The 12,487-nt window shown below is 69.4% G+C and carries 14 protein-coding genes; 11 read left to right on the top strand and 3 right to left on the bottom strand.

Annotation, left to right across the window (positions count from 1 at the left end):
- Positions 1–48: 48 nt before the first annotated feature.
- Together OG289_RS08435 and OG289_RS08440 are read right to left on the bottom strand one after the other, a co-directional pair.
- Entirely contained in the window at positions 49–1,491 is a 1,443-nt protein-coding gene (locus tag OG289_RS08435; protein WP_327313386.1) for an MFS transporter, read from the bottom strand.
- 35 nt (positions 1,492–1,526) lie between these two features.
- Positions 1,527–2,435, bottom strand: coding sequence for an alpha/beta hydrolase (locus OG289_RS08440; protein WP_327313387.1), 909 nt, complete (start codon positions 2,433–2,435; stop codon positions 1,527–1,529).
- Positions 2,436–2,611: 176 nt separating this feature from the next.
- Between OG289_RS08440 and OG289_RS08445 the strand changes: the two genes are divergently transcribed.
- The 3 genes from OG289_RS08445 to OG289_RS08455 are packed head-to-tail and all read left to right on the top strand — an operon-like array spanning position 2,612 to position 4,619.
- Positions 2,612–3,070 carry a nuclear transport factor 2 family protein gene (locus tag OG289_RS08445; protein WP_327313388.1) on the top strand — a complete coding sequence of 153 codons (459 nt, stop codon included), beginning with the start codon at positions 2,612–2,614 and terminating at the stop codon, positions 3,068–3,070.
- 5 nt (positions 3,071–3,075) lie between these two features.
- Positions 3,076–4,041, top strand: coding sequence for a TIGR03619 family F420-dependent LLM class oxidoreductase (locus tag OG289_RS08450; RefSeq protein ID WP_327313389.1), 966 nt, complete (start codon positions 3,076–3,078; stop codon positions 4,039–4,041).
- A 29-nt stretch (positions 4,042–4,070) separates the two neighbouring features.
- Positions 4,071–4,619, top strand: coding sequence for a cupin domain-containing protein (locus OG289_RS08455; protein WP_327313390.1), 549 nt, complete (start codon positions 4,071–4,073; stop codon positions 4,617–4,619).
- 5 nt (positions 4,620–4,624) lie between these two features.
- Here the strand turns inward: OG289_RS08455 and OG289_RS08460 are convergent, their stop codons facing one another.
- Entirely contained in the window at positions 4,625–5,968 is a 1,344-nt protein-coding gene (locus OG289_RS08460; RefSeq protein WP_327313391.1) for a helix-turn-helix transcriptional regulator, read from the bottom strand.
- A 264-nt stretch (positions 5,969–6,232) separates the two neighbouring features.
- Between OG289_RS08460 and OG289_RS08465 the strand changes: the two genes are divergently transcribed.
- The 8 genes from OG289_RS08465 (at position 6,233) to OG289_RS08500 (ending at position 12,415) form a co-directional block, all read left to right on the top strand.
- On the top strand, positions 6,233–6,646 hold the full coding sequence (locus OG289_RS08465) for a hypothetical protein (protein ID WP_327313392.1): 414 nt from the start codon (positions 6,233–6,235) through the stop codon (positions 6,644–6,646).
- Positions 6,647–6,726: 80 nt separating this feature from the next.
- Entirely contained in the window at positions 6,727–7,977 is a 1,251-nt protein-coding gene (gene glgA / locus OG289_RS08470; protein ID WP_327313393.1) for a glycogen synthase, read from the top strand.
- Positions 7,978–8,121: 144 nt separating this feature from the next.
- Positions 8,122–9,279, top strand: coding sequence for a low temperature requirement protein A (locus tag OG289_RS08475; protein ID WP_327313394.1), 1,158 nt, complete (start codon positions 8,122–8,124; stop codon positions 9,277–9,279).
- 14 nt (positions 9,280–9,293) lie between these two features.
- A complete protein-coding gene (locus OG289_RS08480) occupies positions 9,294–9,761 on the top strand; it encodes a nuclear transport factor 2 family protein (RefSeq protein ID WP_327313395.1) in 468 nt (155 codons plus the stop codon).
- Between the two features lie 96 nt (positions 9,762–9,857).
- On the top strand, positions 9,858–10,304 hold the full coding sequence (locus OG289_RS08485) for a nuclear transport factor 2 family protein (protein WP_327313396.1): 447 nt from the start codon (positions 9,858–9,860) through the stop codon (positions 10,302–10,304).
- Entirely contained in the window at positions 10,304–11,338 is a 1,035-nt protein-coding gene (locus OG289_RS08490) for an ankyrin repeat domain-containing protein (RefSeq protein ID WP_327313397.1), read from the top strand. Before OG289_RS08485 ends, OG289_RS08490 begins: the two co-directional genes overlap by 1 nt.
- A gap of 50 nt (positions 11,339–11,388) precedes the next feature.
- Positions 11,389–11,697 carry a muconolactone Delta-isomerase gene (locus OG289_RS08495; protein ID WP_161304493.1) on the top strand — a complete coding sequence of 103 codons (309 nt, stop codon included), beginning with the start codon at positions 11,389–11,391 and terminating at the stop codon, positions 11,695–11,697.
- A gap of 22 nt (positions 11,698–11,719) precedes the next feature.
- Complete coding sequence (locus tag OG289_RS08500) at positions 11,720–12,415, top strand: SDR family NAD(P)-dependent oxidoreductase (RefSeq protein ID WP_327313398.1); 696 nt, start codon at positions 11,720–11,722, stop codon at positions 12,413–12,415.
- The last annotated feature ends 72 nt before the right edge of the window (positions 12,416–12,487 follow it).

Genomic DNA, 12,487 nt, shown 5'->3' on the forward strand with positions numbered 1-12,487 from the left:
CGATGTGCCGCGCGGCGATGGGCGGTGTGATCCCAGCTGTCTCGTCCGTCAGCGGGTCTGCGGTCCATCGGGGTGGGCGGAGACGGCGTCGGCCTCGGTCTTTCTCGGCGCGAGCGCCGATGAGTCCACGTGCTGATGGCCGGCGGGCAGGAAGCGGACCACGCCCAGCGTCGTGGCCACCAGGAGGGCGGCCCCGATGATCAGGCTGATGCGCATGCCCGTCATGAAGTGGGCCGGGTCGGCGATCAGTGCGCCCAGGAGGGCCACGCCGATGGCTCCGCCGAACTGGCGGGCCGCGCTGAGGACTCCGGAGGCCAGGCCTGCCCGCTCGTGCGGGACCGATTCCAGCATCGCCGTCGTCAGGGGCGGGATCGCCAGACCTCCGCCGATGCCCAACGGGACAAGCAGCACCAGGAGCAGGGGAGTTGGGGTGTCCTCGGTGACGAAGAGCAGCCCGAGGATGCCCAGCGTCTGGATGATCTGGCCGATGATCAGCGGGAAGCGCGGCCCGTGGCGGTTGGTGAGCTTGCCCGCCAGTAGGTTGACCAGGGTGGTGAAGGCCGTCATCGGGATGAACATGAGGCCTGCCATCAGGGCCGAGGCGCCGCGGTGTTCCTGGAAGAAGATCGTGAAGACGAAGACCAGGCCGTAGTAGCCCAGGTTGAGGGCCAGGCCGGCGCTGGTGCACACGGCCACCGCGGGGTTGCGGAACATGGTCAGCGGTACCGCCGGGTTGCTCTGGTGGGACTCGGCGATCAGGAATACGGCTGCGGCGATGACCGCGACCGCGAATCCGGCGATGGTGGCCGGGTCCGTCCAGCCGCTGGAGCCTGCGTTGATCACCGCGAAGACCAGGGCCGCGAGGGCCAGGGCGGCCGTGATCTGGCCTGCCGGGTCCATCGGGGCCTGTCCGCGCGGGGATCGTGGAGCGCGGAGCATGCCGATGAGGGCGACGATGCCGACGGGGATGTTGATGAAGAAGATCCAGCGCCAGCCGAGACCGGTCGTCAGGGCTCCGCCGACGACCGGGCCCGCGGCGACGGCCGCCCCGCCGCCCGCCGTCCACCATGCGATGCCACGGGCGCGCAGCGACGGGTCGTCGTAGGCCTGGCGGACCAGGGCGAGCGAGGCCGGCATCATCACCGCTGCCCCTGCTCCCTGGATCGCCCGCGCGATGATGAGCACGTCGAGGCTGGGGGCGAGTCCGCAGAGCGCGGACATCAGGGTGAAGACGGACAGGCCGATCGTGAAGGCGCGGCTCGCGCCGATGCGGTCCGAGATCGCGCCCGCCGACAGCAGCAGCGCAGCGAAGAGCAGGGTGTACGCCGTCACCACCCACTGCAGCGCCGAGACCTGACCGTCCCACTGCGCGCCGATGCTCGGCAGCGCGACGTTCACCACCGTCGTGTCCAGCGTGATCACGAAGAACGCCAGACAGGCGACGAGGACGGTGGCATTGGGGCTCAGACTCGGCCGGACGTCAGCCGCCATTGCCCCGGAGGGAGTACCAGCGGCAGGTCGCCTGCTCACAGTGTCCTTTCGAAGTGGGCCCTCACCGAGTCCAGGGCCGGCGCCACTGTCGATTTCTGGTCGTAGAAATCAAACTGGGTACCCGTCGTCCACTGCAGTTCCTTGGAGGCCGTCAGCGCCTCGTGGAAGCGACGGGCGCCGTCCGGAACGGCGGCGTCCGGGCTGTGCAGCATGAACGTGGGGGCCGTGCACCGGGGGGCGACCGCGATGGGGTCGAAGGTCAGCCACTCCGGCCAGCTCATGACGGCGAACCGGTTGCCCCACTGCGGGATGGCACCCCGGTCATCGTTCAGGTAGTAGTCGAACGGCCCGTACATGGCGGCCCGTTCGTCGGTGTCGCTGGCCGCCGGAATGTAGTCGACCTCACCCGTCGACTCGTACTTCGCCCGGGCCGCCTCGCCCAGGGTCATCCGCTCGCGGATGCCGTCCGGGCCACCGTAGATGTCCTGGACCAGGGTCGCGTCGTGCAGCCATGGGGCCACCATGGCGACGGAGCGGATCTCCGGGTTGCGCGAGCCGGCGACCGCGATGTACCCGGCGCCGGCGCAGATGCCGAGCGCGCCGATCCGGGACGAGTCCACATCGGGCCGGGACTTCAGGTACTCGGCGGCGCTCACGATGTCCGCGATCTTGCGCTCCGGCGATTCGAAGTTCCGCGGATCGCCCTTGGACGTCCCGTATCCGCGGAAATCGAAGGCGAGAGCGGTCAGGCCCCGCTGAGCGAGTCCGGCGGCGTAGCGGCCCGCCATCTGTTCCTTGACCGTGAGCCACGAGCCGACCACGAGTACTGCGGGAGAGGCATCCCCCGCCGGCTGCGACGCCGGCCGGTAGAGGTCGCCGCGCAGCTCAACCCCTTCACTGGGGAGTGCCACCCCCTCGACACGCACATCACCGTTGGGGTTCATGGGTCTCCCTTCCAGGTCCTGCCAGCGCTCACTGCGCTCCGCGATGCATGGTAACCAAAGCACTTGACTCACTGTCAAGTCATGAGTCATTTTTCCTTGATCAAATATGACTGGCTTGTTGACATTCCATCCGTCGCGCAGTCACTCTCGATCGATCACCGAACAAGGAGTCGACTATGACGCAGGGTCAGCTCGCCCCGCCGCGCGACGCCCAGTCAGTGGGGCGCTACTTCCTGGACCGGATCGGCGATGGACAGCTCCAAGCCGCGTTCGCCTGCCTGGCCGACGACGTGGTGATGGAGATGCCGTTCGCCCCACCGGGCAGCCCGACCCGGCTGGAAGGGGCCGGCGCACTGCGCAGCCTGTACACGGGGGTCGTGGGCGCGGCCCTGTCCATCGAACTGCCGGTCAGCACCACTTGGCCGTTCGCCGACCCCGAGTGGGCGCTGGTCGAGTACACGGGCCGGATCGTGCAACCCGGCGGCCAGGAGTACACGAACGTCTACCACGGCCTGTTCCGGGTCGTGGACGGGAAGATCAAACTCTTCCGGGAGCTCTACGACACCTACCGGTTCGCCGAGCAGGTGCCCCTCGAAGCACGTCGGGCGATGTTCCCGACCACCGACGAGGGGTGAGCGGGATGCCCGAAGCCGCCACCCGTGCCGTCGGCGTGGGAGTCCCCCTGTCCGGAGCCTGGGCGACACCCGCCACCCAGGTGCGGGTCGCGCAGCAGGCCGAGGCGCTCGGCTACCGGTCCCTGTGGACCTTCACCCGCCTGCTCTTCCCGATGCAGAGCAACGATGCCGAGTGGTCGTCCGACTTCCAGCCGGCCTTCCACTACGGCGTGGCGGAACCGCTCATCACGCTCGGCTACCTGGCCGGCTGCACCGAGCGGATCCGGCTGGGCATATCCGTGCTCAACGCGCCGTTCTTCGCCCCCGCGGTGCTGGCCAAGCAGCTCATCCAGCTCGACCGGGTGTCGGACGGACGGCTCGACGCCGGTCTTGCCCAGGGCTGGTCCGAGGAGGAGTTCCGGGCTGTCGGCCTGCCCATGGAGCGGCGCGTGGCCCGCACTCTGGAGTACGTCGAGGTGCTCCGCCGGATGTGGGAGCAGGATCAGGCGGAATTCCGGGGCGAGTTCACCGAGCTGCCTCGCACCCTGGTCCGCCCTCGCCCCGTCCAGCCGGTCTTCCCCCTGCTGCTCGGCGGCTCCACCGAGAAGGCCTGGACGCGGGCGGGGCGCCTGGCCCAGGGCTGGGTCAGTCCGGGATTCGTCACCGTGGCGGAGGTCGCCGAGGCCGCGTCCGGGGTCCGCGCGGCCGCCGAACGCGCCGGCCGCTCCCCCGACGAGATGCGCATCGTCGTGCGGGCCACCGTCTTCCTCGGCCCCGAACTCGGTTCCGGGCGCGCCCCCTTCAACGGTTCGATCGGCCAGATCCGCTCGGACATCGAGCAGATGCACGACGCCGGAGCCACCGAGGTCTTCCTCGACTTCAACTTCGATCCGCAGATCGTCGGTCCCGACGCGGACCCCGCCGGCTCCCTCGGCCGGGTCGAGGACGCGCTCGGTGAACTCGCTCCCGTCGCGCTCCGCGCCGAACGGTGAGGCATACACCAGGAGACTTTGGAGACACCATGATCCGTGCGATTTCGCGGCTCGTCACGGGCTGCCGGCCCGACGGCACCTCGGTGGTCGAGGCGAGCGGGCCCCTCGCCCCGGTGACCGTGGGCGCGCTGCCCGGCGTCGAGTTCTATCAGGTCTGGGGACGCAACGACGCCCCGGCGATAGGCGACGGCGGCACCGAAGCGGCCTTCGTCCCCTACTTCCCCGGGGTCGGCGGGACCCGCTTCGTGGTCCTGCGCTGGCCCCCGGAGACCGGGCGGGGCCCGGAAGGCGATCCCGACGCGCTCTCCGCCGAGGTCGAGCAGGTCTTCCCCGGACTGCTCCAGACCCTGGCGCCGGACGAGAAGGGACACCACGCGACGGTCACCGTCGACATGTCGGTCATCCTCGAGGGCGAGCTCTGGCTCCAGCTGGAGGACGGCTCCGAGACCCGGCTGACGCCCGGCAGCTGCGTCGTCCTGCGCGGCAACCGGCACTCCTGGTCCAACCGCAGCGCCGAACCGGCCGTCATGGCCAGCGTCTTCATCGGTGCGAACGACAAGCTCCGCCAGGCCGGCTGACCCCCTTAGTACGCGCCTGCCCGGTCGGTGGAAGTGAGCCGGCCGGGCAGGCCCGCGTCGTTCAGGGCCTGCTGGTACGCGGCGGTCGACTCGGCGACGTATCCGTACTGCTGCCAGATGTCCGCGATCCGGCGCCACGCGGCGGCCGACGAGCGGGCCGGGGGCAGTTGGCGAAGCTGCTGTGCCGCGGCCCGGAGCGTCTCCTGCGCCTGCCGGCTCTCCCCCGCACCGAACTGGGCGTGCGCCAGCACGGCGCGGGCCTCGACCGACTCCCGGCGCGGCTCGTCGCGCAACAGCGCCAGCGCCATGGACGCGTGCTGCTGCGCTTCGGCGGCCCGGTCAAGACGCAGGCACGCCAGCGCGAGTCCGGTCTGCGCCGATGCCTGCTCGAGGGCCGTTCCGACGTCCACGAGCTGGGCGTGCGACTGCTCGAGCAGTTGATGGGCTCGCTCCGGGTCACCGGGATCGGAGCAGAGCAGCAGCGTCCCGTAGGCACCGCAGAGCAGGGCGTGGTGGCGCACATGGTCGCTCTCGGCCAGCAGCGCGCGTGCCCGCTCGGCCAGTGCGAGGGCCTCGTCGATCCGGCCCTGGGACTGCGCCACGAGAGCGGCGTTGCAGTAGGTCTCCCGCTGTGCGGTCCGGCCGCCGCGGTCGTCGGCGATCCTGATCAGGCGGTCGGCCACGAGGCGGGCCTTGGCCAGGTCGCCGCGGGTCCGGTAGCAGCCGACCAGCACGGCTCCGAGCTGGATGTGGTCGTCCGTGGCCTCGAGGCCGAGCTGGTCGAGGCGGCGCAGGGCCCGCTCGCCGATCTCGACGCTGAGGACCTGGTCGCCGAGAGCCTGGTGGCAGCGGCAGAGCGCCGTGGCCAACTGGCTCCATTCCGCCGATCCGGCAACGCACTCGGGGTCCTCGTACAGCAGGGTGAGGGCCTGGACCGCCGCCTCGAGGCGGCCGAGCTGCTCCAGGGCGAGCGCCTGGCCCAGGCGTGCCCGGCGCACGGTGGCCTCGGGCAGGACGGGCGCGGAGGCGAGGACCTCGCTGAAGGCCTGCAGCGCCTCCCCGTTCGCGCCGTTGTGCAAGGAGAGGTCGGCGAACGCCGCCTTGAGCTCCAACTCGCGTGTACGGGTGCCATCCTGACCCGTGAGCAGGTAGTCAGTGGTGCATCCGAGTCGCTCGGCGAGGAGAGCCACGACCGCCGCCGAGGGCGTCCGCTTGCCGGACTCGATCAGCGAGATGTAGCTCACCGAGACGTCGTCGCTGGCGAGGTCCTGTTGCTTGAGCCCCCGAGCACGGCGAAGTTCCCTGAGCCGTCGGCCGGTGCCTTCACCGTCTTCGGCGGTGCTGTCCACAATGTCTCCTCGGGGCCTGCTGGGGTGCTGTCGGCGGAGTGAGAGAAATTTTACAGGAAGTTTGACAACTGTCGCCATCGCCGGTGAAGGAAGTCACAACTTCTGCTCTGCCGCTGCCCGCGCACCGCGACTTCAGGATGTACAACGTCCCTTTTCACGGCCTCCCCCCGGCCTCGGCTAAGGTCACGCCGAGTGACCGCAGTGCACCGCATGAGGGATCTGAACTGGTCGCAGCCGCATGCGGGTTCGAGACAGGAGTGGGGCATGTTCCGACCGATGCGGCGTGCGGCCTTCTTCGACCTCACCCATCCGGAGCGCCCTGTGCACGAGGATGCGGCCCTTCGGAACGCGCTGGCGGACCACCGGGCCGAGGGGGACCTCGTCGTCCTGGTCGTGGACGCCCACCGGCGGTTGCCGGAGCGGCTGTCCGCCGAGGGGACCCTCTTGCGACTGCCCCCGTCCGCCACCTGCGACATGGACAAGTGCACGACGGTCGTCGAGGCGATGACCCGCCTGTGCATCGATCCGGCCAGCTGTTTCGGCTACGGGGATCTGTGCGCCGGGACGGGGCTGCTCAGTGTCGTCGGCAACCCGCGCGTCATTGCCTGCAGCGCGGACAGCAGCAGGCTTGCCCAGGAGCGGGGCTGGCCAGTCATCATGCAGCCTTCCGCTGTGTAGGGGTGCGGCGGCCGATGCCGTCGGCCCGAGTGTTGAAACTGCCGAAGCCCGTCAACGTCCACGGACCTCAGGAAGTCGCCATGCATGTGCAGCAGCCCGCTCATTCGTCCCGCATACGCGTCGATCTGCTCACCAAGGAATTCCCTCCGGAGATTTACGGAGGCGCCGGTGTCCATGTCGCGGAACTCGCCGGGGAATTGCGCGCGCTGGTCGATCTCGAGGTGCGCTGCTTCGGTTCGCCGCGCGACGCGCAGAACGTGACCGCCTACGCGGAACCCGAGCTGCCGGGAGAGCAGAACCCCGCCCTGCGCACCCTCGGTGTGAACGTCGAGATGGCCGCGGCATGCGCGGGCGCGGACCTGGTCCACAGCCACACCTGGTACGCCAACGGGGCCGGCCGGCTCGCGCAGGTGCTGCACGGCGTCCCCCATGTCGCCACCACCCACAGCCTCGAGCCGCTGCGCCCCTGGAAGGCCGAACAGTTGGGCGGCGGTTACGCGTTGTCGTTGCTGGTGGAGCGTTCGGCGCTGGAGAGCGCGGACGCGCTGATCGCCGTGTCGCACGGCATGCGCCAGGACATCCTCCGCGTCTATCCCGACGTGGATCCGGACCGGGTGCACGTGGTGCACAACGGCATCGACACCCGGGTCTACCGTCCCGACCACGGCACCGCGGCGCTCGAGCGGCACGGGGTGGACCCCGACCGGCCCATCGTGCTGTTCGTCGGCCGCGTCACCCGGCAGAAGGGGCTTCCCCAACTGCTGCGCGCGGCCTTCGAGTTGGATTCCCGGGCCCAGCTTGTGCTGTGCTGCGGGCAGCCGGACACCCCCGAGATCGGAGCCGAGACCGCGGCGCTGGTCGACGAGCTGCGCCGGGTGCGGGACGGGGTCGTACGGATCGACGGGATGCTCGACCGGACCTCCCTGTTGCAGTTCCTCACCCATGCGTCCGTGTTCGTCTGCCCGTCCCTCTACGAGCCGATGGGCATCGTGAATCTGGAGGCCATGGCCTGCAGCACAGCCGTCGTGGCCACCGCGACGGGCGGCATCCCGGAGGTCGTGGCGGACGGCGGGACGGGGCTCTTGGTGCCCATCGAGCAGGAGCAGGACGGCAGCGGCACCCCCCTGGACCCCCGGCGCTTCGCCGCCGACCTCGCGGCCGCGGTGAACCGGCTCCTCGCCGACCCCGACCACGCCGCCCGGCTCGGCGCGGCCGGCCTCGCGCGGGCGCAGAAGGAATTCGGCTGGGATGTGGCGGCACAGCGGGCGCACGCCGTCTACCGCTCCGTGCTGGATCGTCGGCCGCACGGTCCCCGTACCCCGACTTCATGATGTGTGTTTGATTTCGTTGACCCGACCACCACTTTCACCGATACCTTCACAGGCATGTCTCAAACGACTTCCGCGCACCAAGTAGAAGGCGTCCCGGAGCATTCGAGGCCCCCAATCGGCAACTCCCTGTTCGAGGGCGGGGCAATGAAATCCGGGGGGTCCGCTGCGTCATCCGTGGAGGCCTCCCCGAAAGGCGGGGCTCGAGTAACAACCCTGGAGTTGTTCTTCGATCTCGCGTTCGTCTTCAACTTCACGCAACTCGCCCGGGTGCTCAGCCGGGACATGACGCTGCGCGGAGTCGGTCGAGTACTGCTGATCTTCTGGCTCCTGTGGTGGATGTACGGCGGATACGCGTGGCTCACCAACCACCTTCCGCCGCACCGCAGGCACCACCGGATCCTGCTGCTGCTCGGCATGGCCTCCTTTCTGGTCATCGGCCTGGCCACGCCGAACGCCTTCGACGGCGACGGCGTCGCGTTCGGCATCGGGTATCTGCTCATCGTCACCGTGCACGCCGCGCTCTTCGCGTTCGGCGGCCCGGGAGCGGCCCGCAACATGCTGCGCATCGCGCCGTTCCACATGGTGGGCGCGCTCCTCATCATCTGCGCCGGCTTCCTCGACGGATGGATCATGTACGTGCTGTGGGCCTCGGCCGTCGGCCTGGAGGTCATCGCGCCGGTGCTGACGGGGGTGTCGGGCTTCGAGCTGAAACCGGGCCACTTCGTGGAACGGCACGGGCTGCTCATGATCATCGCGCTCGGGGACTCGTTCCTGGCGCTCGGCATCGGCACCGACGGCGGCCAGGCTGGGCCGTCGGTCGTGACCACGGCGGTCCTCATCTTCGTCATCCCGGCCGGCCTGTGGTGGGTGTACTTCGACGAGTCCGAGAAGGCCTGGCGGGCCGAACTCGCCCTGGAGCGCCAGGACGCGGTGAACCGCTCGCGCCTCGCGCTCGCCGCGTTCTTCTACGCCCACGTCCCGATGCTGCTCGGGCTGATCCTCATCGCCGCGGCCGTCAAGAAGACCATCGTGCACCCCTACGAACCCTTGGCCACGGCCCCGTCGATCGCGCTGGCCGGTGGTGTCGCGCTGTACCTCGGTGGCATCGCCTGGTTCCACGGGATTCTGAAGATCGGCCCACAGCGTTTCCACTTCACCGCCGCGCTGCTCGCCGTCCTGGCCGTTCCGGTGGGCCATGCCGGATCAGCGGTGGCCGAAGTCGTACTGCTTGGTGTCCTCATAGGCGCCGCCCTGCTCAGCGATCATCGCTGGACCAAGAAAATGGCACACCTCTATCACTGAAAGAAGAAGACTCCATGAGTTCTGTGGCCGACCGGCTTGACATCATCGAGACGTGCACCCGCATGGGCTGGTACATCGACCAGCGCGAGTGGGAATCGCTGGGGGACGTCTTCAGCGACGAGATCATGCTCGACTACACCAGCCTCAACGGCGGTGAACCGGGCCCCGTGTCCAAGAAGGACCTGATCGGCGCCTGGTCGGGGCTGCTCGGCCAGTTCGCCGCCACCCAGCACCTGCTCAGCAACTTCCTGGTCGACGTGCAGGGCGACAGCGCCGTCACGACCGCGATGTTCCAAGCGACGCACCGCATGCCCAACGAGCACGGCGGTCCGCTGTGGACACTCGCCGGCACCTACCGCATCGACCTGGAGCGGACGGCGGACGGCTGGCGGATCAACGGCATCGTGATGACGGCCACCTGGGCCGACGGCAACCAGCATCTGTTCGCCCGCGCCGCACAGGCTCAGTCCACCGATTCCTGAGCGGCGATATCAGAAAGTCGACCACCCATTTCTTGCTGGCTCCTGAGTTTCTCACTCAGGATTTTCCTGGGATTCCTTCCATTTCTAGGAGAGTTCATGAGCAACGCCACGGAAGAAACCAGGAAAGTCGTTCAGCGGTGGTTCGACGCACTGACATCGGGCGACTTCGAGACCGCCCTTGACGCACTCGCCGAGGACGTCGAGTGGATCAACTACACGCCGGTGCCCGGCTACAACGACGACATGAAGTGGATCGGCAGCTACCGCGGCCGGGACGCCGTCCTCGAAACCCTGAAGATCTTCACCGGTGCCGTGGACGTCCGCTTCGAGAAGTTGCTGAACCTGGTCGTCGACGGCGACCAGGCCGCGGGGGTCATCCACGAGATGTCCACCGTGCGGGGCACCGGCGTCGAGTTCGAGATCGAGTTCATCCAGTGGCTGACGGTGCGCGACGGCAAGATCTCGCGCTGGAAGTCCTACACGGACCCGTCACAGATCATCCGGGCCCTGCGGGGCGACGTGTCGGGGCAGGAGGCCGCCTGATGAGTGCCGAACTGATCGCCGCCGTACGCGACCGGGACACCGCACGGGTCACCGGCCTGCTCGCGGCCGGCGCCGACGCGAGCCACCGCGAGTCCGACACCGGCCTGACCGCCCTGATGATCGCGGCGGGCCAGGCGGACGCCGCCACGGTCCGTGCCCTGATCGACGGCGGCGCCGATGTGCTGACCGCCGACAGCCGGGCCGGCGCGACCGCGCTGCACAAGGCCTGCCAGGGCGGCAGCCTCGAGGTGGTGAAGGCGCTCGTCGAGGCCGGTTCCTTCGTGGACGCGGTGGCGCCCACCACCGGGCACACCGCCCTGATGGACGCCCTGTGGTACAAGTACCCGGACATCGCCGAGTACTTGCTGGCCCGGGGCACCGCGCTACAGGTCTACACGCACTACGGCTTCTCGCTCGAGCAGCACTTCGCGTACGAGCTGAACGTCAACACGTTCGGCAAGGACAAGCTGCTCAAGGCCGAGGAGCACCTCAACGCCCGCCGAGCCGGTGACGAGCGTGCGGTGGCCGAGCAGGAGCTGATGGCGGCAACCGCGGAGGGCGACACCGAGCGGGTGCGCAAGCTGCTCGCCGCCGGCGCCGCGGTCGACGAGCGCTCCCCCAACCTGAGCGGCTTCAACGACAGTCACACCCCGCTGCTCGTGGCCTGCCGCGACGGGCACGACGAAATCGTGCGGCTGCTGCTCGCGGCCGGTGCGGACGTGAACGCCGTCGAGCCCACCTTCGGCGCCGTGCCGCTGCACAAGGCCGTCTACAACGGGCACGCCGGCATCACCGCCGACCTGGTCCGCCAGGACGGCATCGACCTCGACTTCCAGGGCGCGACCAACGGCTACAGCCCGCTGCACGACGCGCTGTGGCACGGCTACGAGGACTGCGCACGCACGCTCGTCCAGGCCGGCGCCCGGCTCGACCTCATCGGCCACGACGGCAAGACGCCGCTCGACCTCGCCGCCGAGGTCTTCGGTGCCGACACCGCGCTCACCGAGCTGATCCGCTCGCGCGGCGCCCGCTGACCGCTCAGCCCTCAACACCCAACAGCCAGCCACAGACGCGGAGTTGAAGCATGCTGTTCTACGTCCAGATGAAGTGGAAGCACGAAGGACGCATCACCCTCGACGAGCTGTGGGAGCTCGAGCAGGACGAGGCGGCGCACGCCCAGGAGACGGTGGACTCCGGCTTCTGCGTGGGCATCTGGAAGGTCGCCGCGCAGAAGCGGGTCATCGCCATCATCGACTCACCGGACGCCGAGGAGCTCGACCGCACCGCTCTGGGCCGGCTCCCCATGCGGGAGTACCTGGAGTTCGAGACCGTCTGGCCGCTGCGCGACTACCTCGGCTTCGCCGAGGACGTCAAGCAGCGCTACAAGGTCTGACCACGGCGAGGAGTCCGAGTTCGTGAACCGGGAACTGGGCCGCACCGCCCTCGTCACGGGCGCCAGTCGCGGCATCGGTCTCGAGACCGTCCGCCAGCTGGATCTGGCCGGCCTCGACGTCGTGCTGGCCGCGCGTGATGTCGCGCGCGGCCGGGCCGCCGCGCGCTCGCTCGGCAGCCCGCGCATCCGAGTGGAGGAGCTGGATGTCACCGATGCCAAGAGCGTCGCGGACTGCTCCCGGCGGCTGGCCGACGACGGCGTCGACATCGACGTCCTGGTCAACAACGCCGGGATCTACCCGACCGACTCGTTCTTCTCGCTCGACGAGGACACCATGCGCCAGGCCCTGGACGTGAACCTCATGGGGGCGTTCCACGCCTGCCAGGCGTTCTGTCCCGGTATGGCGCGGCGCGGCTACGGCCGGGTGGTGAACGTGTCCTCCGGGCTCGGCGCCCTCACCGAGAACGTGCCGTCCCCGGCCGCGTACGGCATCTCCAAGGCCGCGCTCAACGCGCTGACCCTGGTGGTGTCCGCAGCGGTGCCGGGGACCGTCAAGGTCAACGCGGTCTGTCCGGGCTGGGTCCGGACCGACATGGGGGGCCGTGGGGCACCGACCGGTGTCGAGCAGGGGGCCGACACGGTGACCTGGCTGGCGCGCCTGCCGGACTCCGGGCCCACCGGGGGGTTCTTCCGCAACCGCAGAAAGATCGACTGGTGAGCGCGGCCCGGGTCGTCGCGGTGGTGGCGGCGGTGGTCGTTCTCGCCTTCGCCGTGACGGTCATGGCCAGCG

Origin of the sequence: Streptomyces sp. NBC_01235 (assembly GCF_035989285.1) — a bacterium.
In the GTDB taxonomy this organism is placed as follows: domain Bacteria; phylum Actinomycetota; class Actinomycetes; order Streptomycetales; family Streptomycetaceae; genus Streptomyces.